Genomic DNA, 18,197 nt, shown 5'->3' with positions numbered 1-18,197 from the left:
CTTCTAGGAGCTTACAGAGTAGTTGGCTTAATTATGTTATTTTTAATGTTTGCAGTAAGTATATAAAATTAAAAGGAATATGAGTGAAAAATAAGCTCCCAACAAGCCCCTATGCTTTTTCTGAGCTACTAGCGCGCGTGCTAAAAGTCTGTGTTTTATTTTTAATTGTCATGACTTGTACTTACATGTTTTTAGGCATGCTTGGCTATCACCCTAAGGATCCAGGTTGGTCGCATCTTGGCTATCACCCTGGTGTGAGTAACTGGACAGGTGTGTTTGGTGCATGGATGACTGATGTGCTGTTTTCTTTTCTTGGAGTTGCGGCATGGCTTCTACCCATTATTATCATTATTCCTGCCGTACGCTTTATGGTGAGAAAAGAGGTGTCTTTATTGGATGGCCTACCTTTTGTGATGTTAAGAGCATTTGGCATATTGCTATTAATGGCTTCGTTATGTGCTTTAGCATCGATTCATCTCTCCAATAACGCGTTAGATTTTCCATTTACCAGTGGCGGGATTGTTGGACAGGCACTATCTGATTGGATGGTATCTTGGTTTAGTTTGTTAGGGAGTTCCGTACTATTAATTACTGCTGCGGGGATCGGTTGTACTTTTTACATGGAGCTTTCTTGGGATGATATCCAAAATAACATTGGCGGGCGGATCCTAAATACATATCGTAGTATATCTACACTCTTGAGTCCTAAGAGAAATCGAGACGATGTAGATGCACAAAGTGATGCTGAGAATGCGTTTTTTAATGATGTGAATACGGCGAATACATCAATAAAAGAACATATGCGAGAGCGCTTTGAACCTAAGTTTAATAGTGCTGCTGATGAGAGGGGAGAGGCACTATCTGATCCTGAGCAACACAAAATGTCGGGGGTAGAGCAGGCTAAAGTAGAGCCGCCTCTTGTGACAAATATAGTTGTGCCGGTACCTTCTCAGCAAGAAGCAGAGAAATCTTCATTACCTATTAGAGATAGAGTTCTAAAACCTGATGATGAAATGGAAATACCGACGGTTACAGTTCAAAGTAATACTGACCAGATCCCTACGGCTTTGTCTAAAGAACCTAAAAAAGAACTTAAAATAGTTCCGTTGGCCGAAGCCCACCAACCTATTCAAAATGATGACCAAGACAATAACGCACAGAATAAGGAGCGCCGGCCTGTTCGCTCTTTACGTACGATTCCCTCTTTAGATTTATTAGATCCTCCTGAATTGCAAGCTGATCATGGCTATTCCGAAGAAGAACTAGAAGATATGTCGCGTCTTCTAGAAAGTAAGCTAAAGGACTTCGGTGTTATCGCAGAGGTCGTAGAGGTGAATCCAGGGCCCGTCATTACGCGTTTTGAAATTCAGCCTGCGCCTGGTGTTAAGGCCAGTAAAATTACTAATTTGGCAAAAGATCTGGCGCGTTCTTTAGCCATATCTAGTGTGCGTGTTGTTGAAGTTATTCCTGGAAAATCGGTTATGGGTATTGAAATTCCCAATGCCAGTCGTCAAATGGTGCGTTTAAGTGAGGTGCTTAATTCTAAACCTTATAAAGAAGCATCATCTCGTCTAACACTTGGACTGGGTAATGATATTGCTGGAAATCCTGTGGTAGCAAATCTTGCAAAAATGCCACATCTATTGGTTGCAGGAACAACCGGCTCAGGGAAGTCGGTTGGCGTAAATGCCATGATTTTGAGTCTGTTGTTTAAGGCGACACCACAAGAAGTAAGATTGATGATGGTTGATCCTAAGATGCTGGAGCTTTCTATATATGAAGGAATACCTCATCTATTAACCCCTGTTATCACGGACATGAAAGAAGCCGCAGGAGGCTTACGTTGGTGTGTGGGTGAAATGGAGCGCCGTTATCGCTTGATGGCAAAAATGGGCGTGCGTAATCTTGCAGGTTTTAATGACAAGGTTAAAGCGGCAGAACAGCAGGGTAAGCCGTTACTTGATCCGCTTTGGAATGCTGAAGAGCATGGCGAGCCCTTTGGAACTCCCGCGCCCGCTCTGGAAACTTTACCGTATATTGTTGTCGTAATTGATGAATTTGCTGACATGATGATGATTGTGGGCAAAAAAGTAGAAGAACTTATTGCTCGTATTGCTCAGAAAGCACGAGCAGCAGGCATACACCTGATTTTAGCGACGCAAAGACCTTCTGTTGATGTTATTACCGGGCTAATAAAGGCGAATGTTCCGACGCGAATTGCGTTTCAAGTCTCTTCTAAAATTGATTCACGAACTATATTGGACCAAGCCGGTGCTGAAAATTTACTAGGTAATGGCGATATGTTGTATCTGCCCGCTGGGACGAGTGTCCCTAACCGTGTGCATGGTGCGTTTGTTGGAGACGATGAGGTGCATCGTGTCGTAGAAGCGTGGAAACAAGTAGGGGCTCCCGTCTATATTGATGCCGTATTGAGTGATTCAGGGGCGGAAGGAGGGAGCGCATCAGGCGGAGCCTTTGATGATGAGCAAGACCCTCTTTATGATGAGGCAGTTGCTTTTATTACGGAAACACGCAAAGCATCCATATCAAGTGTTCAACGCAAAATGAAGATTGGTTATAACCGGGCAGCCCGAATGATAGAGACAATGGAAGCGGCGGGTGTTGTTACTGAAGCAGGGTCTAATGGCCAGCGTGAAGTGCTGGCGCCCCCTCCTGTTCGTGGCTAGTGGGTTTCGAGATAGTTAATAGATAAGGTTAAGAATGAAAAGATTATATAAATTGTGTGCGATATTGTCTTTGGCTATTATGCCGGCGCTGGTTCAGGCCGATATATCCACACCAACAGACGCTTTAAATAAAGTGCTAAAAGGCTACGATCGTTTTAGTGCGAATTTTGAGCAAGTCACGCGAAATGACCAGAGCAATACAGCCCACGTTTCTAAAGGCTCAATGAAAATTGCTCGTCCGGGACTCTTTCGCTGGGAAACATTAAGCCCATATCCTCAATTGATTGTAAGCGATGGCGAACACATCTGGATTTATGACCCCGATTTAGAGCAAGCAACGCGTAAACCTGTTGACCCTCAGGAAACAAACGGTGCTGCATTGATCTTAAATGGCAATGTGGCGGAATTGGCTGAAAAGTTTGAGATTTTTCTACCGATTAATCAAAAAAATGAACAGCTGTTTGAGCTGCTACCTAAAGATGAAAATAGTAGCTTTCAGCGGATTCGTCTGTTTTTTACAGACGGGGTGATGTCTGAACTGATGTTGCAGGATGTGCTGGGACAGCAAACCACCATTTTATTAAGAAACTCTGTCATTAATGAGTCTATGGATGAATCTCTTTTTAAATTTACGCCGCCTGAAGGTACTGATGTCATTGTGAGCGATGAGGCCTGATGAGCGATCTTTTTGATGACGTCAGGCCTAGTTATCAACCATTGGCTGCAAGAATGCGGCCAACGAGTTTGGATGGGTATGTAGGTCAGTCTCATTTATTAGCAGCAGGAAAGCCTCTGCGCCAAGCAATAGAACAGGGCGCATTACATTCCATGATATTTTGGGGCCCTCCCGGTGTTGGTAAAACAACATTAGCTAAAATTATTGCGCATACCTGTGATGCGCATTTTATGACGCTTTCAGCTGTTTTATCGGGTGTTAAAGAGATTAGGGCAGCGGTAGATGAGGCGAAACAAGTTAGGGCTTCTCGGCAATGCAAAGTTATTCTGTTTGTTGATGAGGTGCATCGTTTTAATAAATCTCAGCAAGATGCTTTTTTGCCTTATATCGAGGATGGTACTTTTCTATTTATCGGAGCGACGACTGAAAACCCTTCCTTTGAGTTAAATAATGCTTTGTTGTCACGTGCGCGTGTCTATCTGTTGCGTAACTTGAGTGATGACGAGTCTTTGGTGGTTCTTCAGCAGGCGTTAAATGACTCAGATAAAGGTTTGGGTGACCACCCTCTTGAATTTGAGGAAGATACGTTAGAGCAATTAGCACGGGCTGCTGATGGTGATGCTCGTCGCGCTTTGAATTTACTGGAAATAGCTGTTGATTTAGCCGTTTCTGATAACGGAGTAGAAAAAATACCTCAGGCTGCTTTAAAGGAGGTACTACAAACGAGTGGTCGCCGATATGATAAGCAGGGCGATATTTTTTATGACATGATTTCAGCATTCCATAAGTCCGTACGAGGGTCTTCTCCTGATGGTGCTCTATACTGGTATTGTCGAATGCTAGAAGGCGGGTGTGACCCTCTTTATATTGCACGCAGGTTGGTTGCGATTGCTTCTGAAGATATAGGCAACGCTGACCCTCGTGCTATGCAAGTGGCCTTGTCTGCATGGGATGCCTTTGAGAGAGTTGGCCCTGCTGAAGGAGAGAGGGCTATAGCGCAAGCTGCTATTTATTGTGCGAGTGCCCCTAAAAGTAATGCTGTGTACATGGCTTTCAATCAGTGTCGGGCACAAATACGAAACGACCCTGATTACGCCGTCCCTGTTCACTTACGTAATGCGCCTACATCATTAATGAAAGATCTTGGTTATGGTGAAGAGTATAGATATGCGCATGATGAGCCCAACGCATACGCAGCAGGGGAAAAATATGTTCCCGAAGAGATTGCATCTCGTCGTTATTATCAGCCCTCTGACCGTGGTCTTGAGCAGAAAATAAGTGCTAAACTTCAACAGCTTGGTATGCTGGACGCGCAAAGTTCAATAAAAAGGTATCAGAAGAAAGGATAAGGTATGCAAACTATCCTAGCAGTCGCCGTAGGAGGAGCTTTGGGAGCGGCAAGTCGTTTTTGGCTAGCGGGAGCTCTTAATGATAAAGCAGATAAATTGCCTATTGGAACCTTGGCGTGCAATGTACTTGGCTCATTGGTAATGGGGATATTATTTGTTCTCATCATGGAGAAAACGCGTTTATCACCAGAGTTAAGACCGCTATTAATGGTTGGTTTTCTGGGAGCGTTTACAACTTTTTCATCTTTCTCTCTAGAGACAGTGGCGCTGGTGCAGGAAGGACATATAATGTCCGCATTAATTTATGTATTATTAAGTGTTTTGATGTGCATTGCTGCTCTGTCAGCTGGTATATGGATCACCCGCCTGTTTTAAATAAGGTTGCTTAAAAACTCATGTTAGATTCAAAAATTGTTCGAGAGAACCCTGAAGCTGTCGCTGAACAGCTTGTAAAGAAAAAGTATATTTTTCCTGTTGCTCGCTTTAATGAGTTAGAAGCTTTGCGTCGTGAAGCTCAAATTCTCAGCGAGAACTTACAAAACGAACGCAATACTCGCTCAAAGCAAATTGGTAAAGCCAAAGCGTCGGGTGAAGATATTCAGCCTCTATTAGCAGAAGTCCAAAATTTGGGTGACCAGCTAGATGAAGCAAAGCGTAAATTAGGTGAGATAGCTGCTGACCTAGACAATATTCTACTTGGTGTGCCTAACTTACCTGATGCGTCTGTTCCTGTAGGGGATAGTGAAGATGACAATGTAGAAGTTCGTCGTTGGGGTACACCACGCGAATTAGATTTTGGTCCGTTAGATCATGTGGCATTGGGTGAGAGTAATGGTGGTTTAGATTTTGAAACGGCTGCTAAAATAACGGGCTCTCGTTTCGCGTTGATGACGGGTAAAATGGCTCGAATGCATCGTGCATTGATTCAGTTTATGTTGGATGTACAAACGTCAGAGCACGGCTACACCGAAGCTTATGTACCTTACATGGTCAATGAAGATAGCTTAAAAGGAACGGGACAATTACCTAAATTTGGTGAAGATCTGTTTAAGGTTCCGTTTGGCGATCGTCAGTTTTACTTGATACCAACAGCAGAAGTACCGGTTACCAATATTGTTCGTGATGAAATTGTCGACGCTGCTCAGTTGCCGATCAAGTATACCGCACACACTCCTTGTTTTCGTTCTGAAGCAGGGGCGTCCGGAAAAGACACGCGCGGCATGATTCGCCAGCATCAATTTGAAAAGGTTGAAATGGTGCAAATTGTTGAGCCGTCAACGTCTTGGGATACTCTTGAGGCGATGACACAGCATGCCGAAGCCATTCTACAGAAGCTTAACTTGCCGTATCGAGTGGTGGCTTTGTGTGGTGGAGATCTTGGTTTTGGTGCGGCTAAAACTTATGATTTGGAAGTATGGCTACCAGGTCAGGACAAGTTCCGTGAAATTTCATCCGTATCTAATATGACGGATTTTCAAGCTCGTCGTTTGAAAGCCCGCTGGAGAAATCCTGAAACGGGTAAACCTGAGTTGTTACATACGTTAAACGGCTCAGGCTTAGCCATTGGGCGTACGTTGGTAGCTGTTTTAGAAAACTATCAAACAGCTGATGGTCGCATTATCGTACCTGAAGCACTTCTTCCCTATATGGGCGGTGTTACAGAGCTATAAATAAGTGGTATTTTTTTGACCAATAGCATAAATGCTGTTGGTCAAATTTCAATTATTTAGTCTATTCTTAAGTCAGTGGTCTTTAGTTAATACACTATTTACGCTGGTAGCTTATGCACATCCATTCAAAATTGCTTTTTTTATGAAAAGAATCATATCGTTACTCGTACTGTGCCTGTGGTCATCAATAAGTATTTCTGATGAACTCAAAATCTATATATGGGAAGACTATATCTCGCCGGAATTAATCGATAAGTGGGAGGAGACAACGGGGCATACGGTGAATTTGGTTTATTATGATAGTGATGAAAGCCGCGATGAGGTTTTAGGGTCAGATAGCGGGAAAGGTTTTGACTTGGCTGTGTTTGATAGCATTAGTTCGCAACTATTTGGTAAGAATAACAAAATACATGCTTTATCTCTTGGTAACCTTCCATCATTAGTGGATATCGATGCCCAATGGAAAGAAAGTTGCGGTAACTTTGGTTTGCCTTATCAATGGGGTGCGTTGGGTATTGTTTACAATAAAGAAAAAGTGATACCTGCACCTACTTCATGGGTGCATCTGCTTTATTCTGACAGAAAGTATCATGGTCATGTAGTGATGCTTGAAGACGCTGTGGATTCTCTCGTAGCGCCTTTATTACTCGAAGGTAACAGCGTAAATACCGAGGATAAAAGTGAGCTTAAAGCGGCTTTCTCTCATTTGAAAAACCAAGCGCCTTCGCTTTTAGGTTATGGCTATGCACTGACGTATGAGAAACAAGCCAGAGAGCAGGTATATATGGCTCTTGGGTATTCCGGAGATCACTTTACATTAAATGAAATGAGTCAGAGTGAAGTTTGGGAGTTTGTATACCCTGCTGAAGGTTCAGCTATTTGGATGGACTGTTTTTCAATCATGGAATGGTCATCAAAGAAGGAATTGGCTTTACAATTTTTAGAATTTATTAACGAGCCTGTCAGTGCGGCTGAAAATAGTGAATGGATAGGTACAGCCACCCCCAATAAGCGAGCGTTGAAATTAATTTCTGAAGATGTTCTGAGCGATAAGAGCATCTACCCGGCCAATGAAATTCTGGAAAAAAGTCATACTTACCGAATTATTTCGGATGCTAACATGACTCTGCGCCACAGAATTATTAATGCAGCGATGAAGTATCGTGACTCTCAATAAACGCATCAGCCTGTTGATTTTACCCGTACTAATTGTTGGGTATATGATTGCTGTTATCGGTGTATATAATACCCAAAAAAAATCCATCATTGCTTTAGAAGAGCGAACTCTCAGTCTTCAGGTAGCAGAACTCACTGGCCTTTTTGAAAAGTATACGAATGTGGCTGAGGGCTTTATCGATTCATTGCTTTACAGCAGTAGTTTACAAAATTATTTTTCAAGCCAAGATAAGCAATTTAAGGCCCTTGCTCTTGAAAAGGGCTTAGCTAACTCTATTAGAGAGCTTAATTCTCTTTCATCAGATTACTTTTCTGTGGCGCTTATAAGGCCTCAAGGAAAAGTTGAATATTACTATGAAAATAGCATCGACCCGTTTTCTTATATCAGTAATTATCAAATAAAAAAAGCTAGAGAAGTCTTCGATTCTAATCAATCAGGATGGGCAGAGGTTTATGATACTTTGGGTGGAACACATATGTTGTTCATTCGAATAATCGATCAAAATACTTTTAAAACACCCATTGATTTTTCCATTGATTCCTCTATCGCTATTGTAGTGGAGGTAAACCCTTCTTTATTTGATAATAAAATAAAGGATCACATGTCTGAAGGCTTGGTGTATCAGTGGTTTGATGAGGAACACTCGGGTGACCATCATTCTGGTGAATATTTAGTAATACATTCCCCCGTGGCTTTTGGGTCATTATCTTTGGGGGTGCCTGAGAAGTTGCTAGCTGAAAAACTGAACAAACTTAAACTCAGTCTTTTTCTTAGTTTTGTATTAATTGCAGTTTTGAGTTATTTGTCACTTATATACCTCATTCAGCGTTACATAACAGGGCCTATTCGTACACTTGAAAAAGAGCTTTCTAATGTGAGGCTTGAGGGAGGCGATGGGTTTGTGGCTTCCGTTGCAGAAGATGAGGTGGGTCGGTTGAGCAGAGCGTTTAGCCGTTTGTATGATTCTCTAGACCAGTCCTATCGTTTAACGAAAGAGCTGGCAGAAAAAGATACACTCACTAAATTACATAATCGGCGCATGTTTCATAACGCCGTTGAAAAAATGCTTAAAAGGTCTGAGCTCAGCGGTACAAGAACAGCAATTTATTACATTGATATCGATAATTTTAAATTTGTGAATGATACCTACGGTCATACCATGGGGGACTTATTGCTTAAAGAGTTTGCTGAGCGTTTAAGTTTAGTGGTTAGGGCATCTGACCAAGTTGCTCCTCAATTTGGTGTTAATGATACCTCTGCCAGGCTAGCAGGTGATGAATTTGCGGTGGTTACCTCTGGGTTAAAAGATGAACTAGACGCTAGTGGTCTTGCGAATAGAATACTTGAGATCTGTGAACACGGTTTTACATGTGACGAAGGGGTTTTTCCGGTTTCTTTGAGTATTGGTGTGGCTGTTTATCCAGACGACGGTGTAAGTACAGATGAGTTAGTTAACAACGCTGATGCCGCAATGTATGAAGCAAAAAAAGCAGGCAAGAACCAAATTTCCTTTTACTCGGAGGAGCTGGCTGACAAGTCTCGTCGAAAGTATGCTGTTGAGTTTGGAATGAAACATCTTAATGCATCAGAGCTAGAGCTCGTGTATATGCCTGCTTTTAATGTCGATGAGAAAGAAACGATTTGTAGTGTTGAAGCAGGTATTCGTTGGAACTCCCCTGTACTAGGAAACGTGTTGCCTTCAGAGTTTCTACCGATTGCGGAAGGCAGCAGTCAGTATGAAAAAATTGATATTTGGGTAGTTGAGCGTGTTTTTAAAGACTCAAGGGCGCTTATCGACCATTTTGGTGGAGCACTGCGGATTAGTTTTAAAGTATCAGCTGTTCAGTTGGTGTCTAAATCATTTATAAAAGTCATATCTCAGTTAATAGCTAAGTATAAGATCAACCCACAGAATTTTGAGATTGAAATCACTGAAATATTTGATATGGATAAAATGAAGGATGAAATAGGTTTATTATTTTTGTTAAAAGATTTGGGCTTTAAGCTGGCGCTAGTTGATTTCGGAGCAGGGTTTACTTCGATTATGCAGTTAATAGAGTATCCAGTTGAGATAGTTAAGTTGGACAAAATTTTTGTTTCTAGCTTACTTGTTCAGGGAAGAAAAGAAAAAGCAATCGCACTCATTGAGTTCTGCAAAGTACAAGGTCTTGAGGTAACGGCTAAAGGTGTTGAAAGTGATGACCAAGTAAATACATTCAAGGAGGCAGGTTGCAAGCGTTTGCAAGGTCCGTATTATACAGAGCCAATGTCTCTTGAGATGTTGCTTTCTCACTATTGATTTTTCGGTTATCACATTGCCGTACATACGTTTATCAGGTTTCTACTTTTTTTACTTTGCTCTTTTAGGGGCGATGATCCCTTATTGGTCTTTATATCTGAAATCATTAGATTTTGATGCTAAGACCATCGGCTACTTGATGGCTACATTGCATCTATCACGTATTTTTGCACCTGCTTTATGGGGGTGGATTGCAGATAAAACAGGGCAAAGGTTAAGAGTGATCCGAGTAGGATCTTTTTTGACGTGGGTTGTCTTTATAGCAATGTTTTGGCAAGAAAGCGCAATAGGTATAGCGCTTGTAATGTTGGGATATAGTTTTTTTTGGAATGCAGTATTACCTCAATTTGAAGTAGTAACCCTAAATCACCTGGGGTCTCAGCAAGCGAAATACAGCCGAGTGCGCTTATGGGGATCTATTGGATTTATTTTTGCGGTCTTGCTGGTGGGTTATGCTTTAGATTATATCTCTGTCAGCTGGGTTCCTAATATACTGTTCATCTTAATGTTTTTGATATGGCTAAACTCCCTACTGATTCCAGAAGTTAAAAAGCCTATGGTAGATGAGTCATCGCAAAGCCATAAATTTATGGATATCATTTTAAAGCCCCACATCATGGCTTTTTTTGTGATTACCTTATTGGTTCAGTTTTCACACGGGCCTTATTACACTTTCTTTAGTTTAATGATGCAAAAGCTTGAATACACACGTGCTGAAATCGGCATGTTGTGGTCGTTAGGTGTTGTTGCTGAAATAGTCGTTTTTATTTTTATGCATACCATGATAGCGAAAATTGGGCTCCGGTTAATTATGCTTTTAAGTTTGGCCTTATGTGTTGTTCGCTGGACTGTACTCGCTTTTTGGCCAGAAAATCTGTTGCTAGTTATTCTTGCTCAACTGCTTCATGCTGCAACATTCGGTAGTTTGCATGCTGTTGGTATCTCATTAGTGCACTGTTATTTTCCTGAAAAGATGCAGGGCCGGGGTCAGGCATTGTTCTCGAGTGTTGGTTTTGGTGTCGGTGGAACAGCTGGGGCTGTAGCTGCGGGTCTGCTTTGGGATAGTTATGGTTCTATGATGACATTTAGTGTGGCTGCTGTTGTTTCTCTTGTGGCTATCGTGCTGGCATATGTATGGGTTCATCCGGAAAAAGTGCAGCAAAATTGATGCTAATATTTTGCACTGCGGTAAGTATCGCTATATAGTGAAGTGGAGTCTTGTATTCTGCGGCATAACAAAGGGTTATGACATGAATTTTAAAGTAGATGTTGAGATGACGCCGAGTGAGTTGCGTCAAGTTATGGGGCTTCCTGATGTAGCATCACTTCAGGATGAAATGATTAAAAAAGTTAGAGAGCAAATGGACGCGGGAGCAGAAGGTTATGATCCGCTTACATTGCTTAAACCCTACATCACTAACAGTGTTGGCTCGATGGAATCAATGCAGAAGTTAATACTGAATATGATGCAGGGTTATGGGTCATCAGACAATAAGAAAAGCTAATCACTACTTATCGAAATAATCATGTAGTAAATAGAGAGATAACACGTTGCGAATTCTTCGAAAATACACCAATCGACGCCTTTATGACACTTCACGCAGTTGTTATGTCACCCTTGAAGATGTTAAAGAACTAGTCTTAAGCAGCGAAGCATTTCAAGTTCTCGATTCGAAAACAGGTAATGATCTGACTCGAAATATTCTTCTTCAAATTATTAGTGAGCAAGAAGGAGATGGGCACGGAACACTGCTAACAAATCAAGTGTTGCAGCAGCTTATTCGTTTTTATGGCGACAGCATGCAAGGCATGATGAGCCAGTACTTGGAACAGAGTATTGCTTCGTTTCTTGAGCACCAAGACCGCATCAAAGAGCAAATGCAAACCATGATGGGAGTCGCGAATCCTCTTACTATGATGAATAGTATTGCGGATCGAAACATGGCTGTGTGGAATATGTTTAAACCGGGTGAAATGCCTGGGGATAGTGCAGCTGCACATTCTGAAAATGAAACGAAAGATCCTACTGATACTTCAGATAAAAAGTCTGGAAAGTAAAACAATATATATGTAGAGATTGGAGAGAGATGTGACTTTCTCTAGTCTCTGTCTAAAAGCCAGCTATTGATTTTTTCTGGAACGATAGCTTGCGACTTTCCGCTCACGAACACACCAATATGACCTGCATTTATCTCTGCTTCTTGATAGTCATCGCTTCCAACATATTTTCCTAATGCAGTAGATGCCTCAGGCGGAACTAAATGGTCATATGTCCCATATATGTTTAGTACAGGTTGTGTGATGTTGGCTAACCTAACTGAGTATTCGCCGATACTGAGCTGATTTTTAATTAAGCGATTCTCTTGAAAGAACCATTTAATAAATTCTCTGAAAGCTTCGCCTGCTTGATCTGGGCTATCATAAATCCACTTCTCCATACGTAAAAAATTCAAGGCACTATCTGTTGTGTCGAGTTGATTAGGCATGCCTAGATTTTTTTGAATACCCAAGCGCATAGGCATTAGTGAATTATAAGAATCATTGAGCATTTCACCGGGGATATTGCCATAGGTAGATACGGCTAAGTCCACATCAACTGATCGTGCTAATAAACTCAGCAGGTTTGTTTTTGTTTGAAAGTCTACGGGAGTAACCATGGTGATGAGGTTTTTGATTTTTTCACCATGAATGGCTGCATAGCAAAGGCTTAAAGTACCGCCCTGACATATACCGAGAATATTGGTTTTCTTTACTTGTGCATGCTTACAAACTTGGTTTACACAGTTATTAATATACTCATTTATATAATCGTCGAGATCGGTAAATCGGTCTTCTGGGCCGGGGTAGCCCCAATCAATAATGTAAATATCTAGGCCGAGTTCATTAAGTGCTTTTAATAATGATTTATCGGGTTGTAAATCAATCATATACCAGCGGTTAACAAGAGCGTATGTGATTAATAAGGGCGTTGTGCAGCGCTTTATTGCTTTGTTATTTCCTGGAAAGTATAAAAGCTTAAGCTTATCCTGAGAAAATATTTCTTTTCCTTTAGATTGCGCAACATCAATCTCAGGAATTTTTTGTAAGGTTTTATAACTATCTTGAAGTTTTTTCTCTAAGTCTATGAGCTCGTGTTGGATCTTGTTGGGATCGAGCTTAAGGTTTTTCATCGGTGCTAGCTCCGTTTTTAATTGATGCTGGCGACTTTAGCTCAGATAATTCCTGTTTAAGAGAGAGAACGTCTAAGGATAGCTGCTGAACAGTATTTTTTAACTCAGAGATTAATGTTTGGCTCTGAGCTTCTTTCACATCTTCAAGAGATCTATTTATTCTACGGATCTCTTTGCGCAGAGCATGTTGGCGTTGTAGCGCTGTATCTAAGCCTTTGCGTGTTGCTAGTCCTATGGCCTCAAATTGAATATCGCGCATGTCCTGAGCATACTTGCGCAGGCACATAAGTGCATTTGAGACTCTACCATGGCTTTTTTGGTACTGTTGAGTATAAAGACACTCAGAATAAGCTGTCTCATAGCAGTTAACCCAGAGATTATGGAGTGCTCCGAGTGTTTCAACAATATCCTCACCTTCGGCTAACGCTAGCATCATCTTTTCGCTAGCCTGAATGTTTATCTGACTATATTGCTCAATATATTCGGTTAGAGCATCTTGGTATTCGAGTAAGTGTTTAATACCATCGCGCGTGTTTTTTTGGAACTCATGGCTTGTCCCAATGGAGGGTGTATTAAGTAAGCTTTTTAAGCCGCTTAAATAGGGATTTTCAAACAGAATGTCATCATGAAAACTATGTGTTTTAAATAATGCTGCAACGTTTTCGGGAAGCTCCCATTGTTTGAGTAGCGCTTCTCCCGTTTGCTGTTGAACAAAATCACGGAAATGAGTCAAAGGAGATTCTATGATGTTCTTCAGTGATTTATTGTTGTGTTGTTCTAGTACTGTTTTCCCAAACTGCAAAAATTCAGTGGTCTGTGTCGCAAGAATAGCTGAAACACGCGCCATATCTCGTGATTCATAATGAGGCGGAGTCTTTTCGGGCTCGTCGTGTGTTGCATGCTCTTTAATCCATTCTTTGAATAGAGCTTGCTGCTGTTGGAGTAGTGCCTGCATGGGGTCGTTTTTCTCACTAGGCACGCGTCTACCTCAAATCATACATAATAAATAGGGAGTGTAATGGAGCTAATTTTTTTTATGAATAGCCATTAGGATTAAGATAGCATATCCACGAGTTTACTGGCTGCATTAGAAAGTGTTCTATCTCTATGATGTATATAGCCTAAGTGGCGCTTAATAGGTTCTGAACCTGTTTCAAGTACAGTTAGGGATTCATCAATCATCGTTTCTGGTAATAAGCTCCAACCTAGCCCAATACTTACCATCATACGGATTGTATCAAGATAATTGGTAGATATTGCTACATTCAAGTTAAGAGATTTTTTTTGAAATTGCTCTACTACAATCTGCTGCGTAAATGTTGTAGCGCCGGGAAGAATCGCTGAGTAATGGGTTAGTTCTTCCAAGGTTACTGTTTTTTTTCTAGCGAGAGGGTGATCGCGTGCAACGACATATTTTAGTTGATCTACCCAGATAGATTTTGAGTGTATTGCGGGATCAGGCTTTGGGGCTAATGTGATTAGCGCTAATTCAAGGTCCCCATGTAACACGCCATTGTAGGCGATTTCGGATTCGTCAAAGCGTAAGTTTAGTTGAACTTCTGGATATGCTTTAGTAAAACGACGCAAGATGGGCGGAAGGCGATGTAAGCTAATGTGGTGGCTGGCGGCGAGTGATAAAGGGCCTTTTACAATGCCAGAAAGGTTCCCCATAGCACGACTGGCATCTTTAATAGCGTTTACAATAGTTTTTGCTTTGGGAAGTAGCTCACGGCCAGCCTCCGTTAATGTTACTGTCCTTCCAATTCTATCAAAGAGCTTTTGGCTGAGTTGATCTTCAAGTAGTGCTATGCGCTTGCTTACAGCTGATTGTGTTAAAAATAGTTGCTGAGCTGCTAATGAAAAAGAATGGTTCTCAGCGACAGCAATAAAGGCTGATAACGTATTGGTATCCATAAAATCCTGTTGGCCATACTGCTTAAGAAAATCAGATATAGAGCAAGTAAGTATAGCCTTTTATATTCTGAATAGCGTAACTAATGGCATTAAGCAGGATCTAGCACTCTTACATTTTTATTTTCAGTGACAATAAGTAGTGCGAGGATAAATGTTCCGATTATCATCATTACTGCTGCCATTATTAAGCTGCCTGTATAGTGGCCGGTTTGTTCGGCCATAACGCCAGCCGCAGCAGGAGCCAAAATTTGTGCGATGCCGTACGAAAGGGTTAGTTTACCCATTAGCTTTGCAGGTTTAGTGGGATAAAATCGACCGGCCATTGTAAGAACAAGACTAACAATCCCTATGAAGGTGCAACCATATAGAATAGCGCTTATCATGGCAGCAGCGAGCGTAGTATAAAAAACAGGTACTAAAATACCAATAATATGAATGATGTAGCACAGAAGCAAAGCATATAAAGTTCCTGTTTTGCGTGCTATTTTCTCCCACACTAATACAGAGGGGATTGCTGTTAGCCCTATAACCAGCCATATCTGCTCACCCATACCTTGAAGGTCAGGTAGGCGCTCGATCATAGCTACGGTAAAAGTAGCATTGATGACATATCCAAAGCCTGCACAAAAATATGATGACATCATTAACCCTATAAAACGACGGGTTGGCGGGTTATCTTGGAGCGCCTCGCCATCGGTTGTAACAGTGCCATCGTGAGGGCGAGGAAGCCATCGCCATGCAGGGATAGCCAGAAAAATTGATGTTATGCCTAATAGAATCCACTGGTCTTTCCAGTTGTAGTGATCAATCATTATTTCAACAGCGATAGCTGTGAATACAATACCAAGCCCAACGCCCATAAAATGAATACCGAGTTCCCTCCGAAAATTATTTCGCATAAGCCAGTTAAGTACTAAACCAGAAGCAATTAATAATCCGGCTGCACTACTCAAACCGGCAAAAAATCTCATGATTGCCCAAACCAGCGTGTCTTCAGCTAAAGCCATACCTGCTGTAGTAATGATGGCGATAATTAAGCCTGCTCGATAGAGCGTGTCTTTCAGCATTAAACTATTAACGGACGAAGCAATTAAGGCTCCGCACATATAGCCTGCATAATTAATAGCGGCCAGCCAACCAGCGCTAAGGTCAGACAGAATAGTTTTTTTGAGCATAATAGGAATCAACGGTGTATAAGCAAATCGTGCTATACCAAGCAAGAGTACAAGGCTAATAACCCCGGCGGCTAATACAAAATACTTCTCATTCTGCTGTGCTTGCGTCTTCATATAATCATCGCTGAATTATTTCTAGTAAGGTTAAATAGTGATTAGTATCAAAACAAATGATATTTTTAGAAGGAACAGTTCTGATTTGGAGATATGAGGTGGAATTTCTTGGATTGCTAACCTTCTGCGCTGTTGTTGATGAGGGTGGGGTGCTTGCTGCCTCAAGAGTGCTGCATACGGTTCAGTCTAATGTGACGACACGTATTAAACGCCTTGAAACAGAGGCGGGTGCCGATCTTTTTTTTAGAAAGGGGCGCAACTTATCGTTAACACCGGAAGGGAAGGTATTGCTGGAATACGCAAGACAAATACTGCACTTGGAGAAGCAGGCTAAGTTTGCTATTAAGCAGAGTCTTGATCAGGGAGGGGAAATACGCATAGGGTCAATGGAAAGTTTTGCGGCTATTCGTTTGCCCCAAGTATTGCTTAATTTACATGAGGCTTATCCAAGCATTGATGTAAAGATTAATGCAAATACAAGCCGAGAGCTTATCCATCGTGTTCTTATGTATGAGCTTGATTGTGCTTTTATTGCCGGGCCTTTTGCGCACCCTGACCTTATCACTCGCACTGTAGCAACGGAGGAGTTGGTTGTTGTTCAAAGCCGTGAAGGGAAGCGAGCAGATACGCTGATAGTTTTTCGTGAAGGCTGCGCGTATCGTGAGAGAGCGTTACGGTGGTTGCGTCAGCATGTCAGTCTATTTGAAGTTATGGAAATGGGAACACTTGAGGGTATTCTCGGTTGTGTTGCTTTTGGGTTAGGAGTGACTTTAATGCCTAAGGCTGTGGTTGAGCAGAGCCAGCATAAAGAACGCTTGGTATGTTTGCCGCTGGATCCTGATATAGCCACAATTCCTACATTACTCATTCATCATAAAGAATCATCAATGCAATCTGGGATGGGTGTGCTTGGACAAGTACTGGAGAGCCCAGCGGTTGCTTAGTAGCGCCTTATAAGTCAGCGATCAGTTAGCTTATTAAAGGCTATGATTTGAAATGGGTGTAACCATGTGCTCATTGGCCCATGGATGGTCACCAATCATTTCCATCATATGATCAATAAACAGGCGCACTTTAGGGTTTAAATGCCTCCGACTAGGGTAGAGTGCATTGACCTCTATAGGCGGAGGGGAGTAATCGCTAAGTATTTCCACAAGATCACCACGCTGAACACTATTACAACAGAATACACGTGGCATTCTTGCAATGCCCATATCCTGCAATAATATTTCCCGAATAAAGCTGATACTGTTTGCTTTTAAGTGGCCAGTGACTTCAACAGCCTCATCCCAGTTATCAAATTCCCAGTGTTCAATTGCTTTTAATATCCCGTAGCATTCATGATTTTGAAGATCATCCGGTGTTTTTGGGGTGCCGTGTTTAGCTAGGTAAGTAGGCGAGGCATAAAGTCCGCGCGATACGCTGGCTACGCGTCTGGCAATAAGGCTTGAGTCTGCTAGTTCACCGACACGAATGGCGAGGTCAATCCCTTCTTCTATTAAATCTATTACCCGAGTACTTAGTTCAACTTCGAGCATTATCTGAGGGTAACGCTTCATGAACGTGCCAACAACTTCGTTCATCATAAATACGCCTAAATCAGATGGCATTGTAATACGCAGTCGGCCTCGGGGATTATTCTGAGTAGCGGATAGGTGGTCTTTTGCTGTGTCTAGTTCATTAATAAGCGGTTGGCATCGAGCGAACAGCTCTTCTCCATCGTCAGTGAGCTTTAGTTTACGTGTTGTTCTTTGTAGTAAACGAACCCCTAACTCGTCTTCGAGTTGGGCAATACGGCGGCTGATCGTGGACTTTTGAATACCTAGGCTTTCTGCTGCAGAGGTAAAGCTTCCGGTTTCAACAATGCGAATAAAAAGGCTTACATCATTAAGGTTCATTATGCTGTCGCTTTATTGAAATTGTATGGGGTAAGCTTAGTTGTTCTTTTTAAACTTCTTTATCGTTA

General features: G+C 41.8%; 16 protein-coding genes. 11 read left to right on the top strand and 5 right to left on the bottom strand.

Going from position 1 to position 18,197, the window contains the following annotated elements; translation table 11 throughout:
* Nucleotides 1–83: 83 nt before the first annotated feature.
* The 10 genes from QZZ55_RS05480 to phaR all read left to right on the top strand — a co-directional run bounded on the left by QZZ55_RS05480 (nt 84) and on the right by phaR (nt 11,916).
* Nucleotides 84–2,687, top strand: a complete 2,604-nt coding sequence (locus QZZ55_RS05480; RefSeq protein ID WP_293266144.1) for a DNA translocase FtsK — start codon at nt 84–86, stop codon at nt 2,685–2,687.
* Nucleotides 2,688–2,721: 34 nt separating this feature from the next.
* Nucleotides 2,722–3,363 carry an outer membrane lipoprotein chaperone LolA gene (lolA, locus tag QZZ55_RS05475; RefSeq protein ID WP_293266143.1) on the top strand — a complete coding sequence of 214 codons (642 nt, stop codon included), beginning with the start codon at nt 2,722–2,724 and terminating at the stop codon, nt 3,361–3,363.
* Nucleotides 3,363–4,712, top strand: coding sequence for a replication-associated recombination protein A (locus QZZ55_RS05470; protein ID WP_293266142.1), 1,350 nt, complete (start codon nt 3,363–3,365; stop codon nt 4,710–4,712). The genes lolA and QZZ55_RS05470 overlap by 1 nt, the downstream gene beginning before the upstream one ends.
* A gap of 3 nt (nt 4,713–4,715) precedes the next feature.
* A complete protein-coding gene (crcB, locus tag QZZ55_RS05465) occupies nt 4,716–5,087 on the top strand; it encodes a fluoride efflux transporter CrcB (RefSeq protein ID WP_293266140.1) in 372 nt (123 codons plus the stop codon).
* 20 nt (nt 5,088–5,107) lie between these two features.
* A complete protein-coding gene (gene serS, locus QZZ55_RS05460) occupies nt 5,108–6,382 on the top strand; it encodes a serine--tRNA ligase (RefSeq protein ID WP_293266139.1) in 1,275 nt (424 codons plus the stop codon).
* A gap of 142 nt (nt 6,383–6,524) precedes the next feature.
* A complete protein-coding gene (locus QZZ55_RS05455) occupies nt 6,525–7,559 on the top strand; it encodes a spermidine/putrescine ABC transporter substrate-binding protein (RefSeq protein ID WP_293266138.1) in 1,035 nt (344 codons plus the stop codon).
* Complete coding sequence (locus QZZ55_RS05450; RefSeq protein WP_293266137.1) at nt 7,546–9,858, top strand: EAL domain-containing protein; 2,313 nt, start codon at nt 7,546–7,548, stop codon at nt 9,856–9,858. The genes QZZ55_RS05455 and QZZ55_RS05450 overlap by 14 nt, the downstream gene beginning before the upstream one ends.
* Nucleotides 9,859–9,874: 16 nt before the next feature.
* Complete coding sequence (locus tag QZZ55_RS05445; RefSeq protein ID WP_293266135.1) at nt 9,875–11,026, top strand: MFS transporter; 1,152 nt, start codon at nt 9,875–9,877, stop codon at nt 11,024–11,026.
* A gap of 82 nt (nt 11,027–11,108) precedes the next feature.
* Nucleotides 11,109–11,363, top strand: a complete 255-nt coding sequence (locus QZZ55_RS05440) for a DUF6489 family protein (protein WP_293266133.1) — start codon at nt 11,109–11,111, stop codon at nt 11,361–11,363.
* Nucleotides 11,364–11,409: 46 nt separating this feature from the next.
* Nucleotides 11,410–11,916, top strand: coding sequence for a polyhydroxyalkanoate synthesis repressor PhaR (phaR, locus tag QZZ55_RS05435; RefSeq protein WP_293266131.1), 507 nt, complete (start codon nt 11,410–11,412; stop codon nt 11,914–11,916).
* Nucleotides 11,917–11,957: 41 nt separating this feature from the next.
* Here the strand turns inward: phaR and phaC are convergent, their stop codons facing one another.
* The 4 genes from phaC to QZZ55_RS05415 all read right to left on the bottom strand — a co-directional run bounded on the left by phaC (nt 11,958) and on the right by QZZ55_RS05415 (nt 16,231).
* Entirely contained in the window at nt 11,958–13,028 is a 1,071-nt protein-coding gene (gene phaC, locus QZZ55_RS05430; RefSeq protein WP_293266129.1) for a class III poly(R)-hydroxyalkanoic acid synthase subunit PhaC, read from the bottom strand.
* Complete coding sequence (locus QZZ55_RS05425; protein WP_293266127.1) at nt 13,015–14,007, bottom strand: poly(R)-hydroxyalkanoic acid synthase subunit PhaE; 993 nt, start codon at nt 14,005–14,007, stop codon at nt 13,015–13,017. The genes phaC and QZZ55_RS05425 overlap by 14 nt, the downstream gene beginning before the upstream one ends.
* Before the next feature lie 74 nt (nt 14,008–14,081).
* Complete coding sequence (locus tag QZZ55_RS05420; protein ID WP_293266125.1) at nt 14,082–14,942, bottom strand: LysR family transcriptional regulator; 861 nt, start codon at nt 14,940–14,942, stop codon at nt 14,082–14,084.
* Nucleotides 14,943–15,031: 89 nt separating this feature from the next.
* Nucleotides 15,032–16,231 (bottom strand): YbfB/YjiJ family MFS transporter, encoded by a 1,200-nt coding sequence (locus QZZ55_RS05415; RefSeq protein WP_293266123.1) that lies wholly within the window; start codon nt 16,229–16,231, stop codon nt 15,032–15,034.
* A 98-nt stretch (nt 16,232–16,329) separates the two neighbouring features.
* On the opposite strand from QZZ55_RS05415, the gene QZZ55_RS05410 reads away from it, so the two are divergent.
* Nucleotides 16,330–17,175 carry a LysR family transcriptional regulator gene (locus QZZ55_RS05410; protein WP_293266121.1) on the top strand — a complete coding sequence of 282 codons (846 nt, stop codon included), beginning with the start codon at nt 16,330–16,332 and terminating at the stop codon, nt 17,173–17,175.
* Nucleotides 17,176–17,208: 33 nt separating this feature from the next.
* On the opposite strand, the gene QZZ55_RS05405 is transcribed toward QZZ55_RS05410, so the two are convergent.
* The gene (locus tag QZZ55_RS05405) at nt 17,209–18,129 is read right to left on the bottom strand and encodes a LysR family transcriptional regulator (protein ID WP_293266119.1); all 921 of its coding nucleotides are present in this window, start codon (nt 18,127–18,129) and stop codon (nt 17,209–17,211) included.
* Nucleotides 18,130–18,197 lie beyond the last annotated feature (68 nt).

The organism is Neptunomonas sp. (assembly GCF_016744175.1).
GTDB lineage: Bacteria > Pseudomonadota > Gammaproteobacteria > Pseudomonadales > Balneatricaceae > Neptunomonas.
The sequence above is the reverse complement of the archived record's forward strand: the minus strand, read 5'-3'. Positions and strand labels throughout refer to the sequence as shown.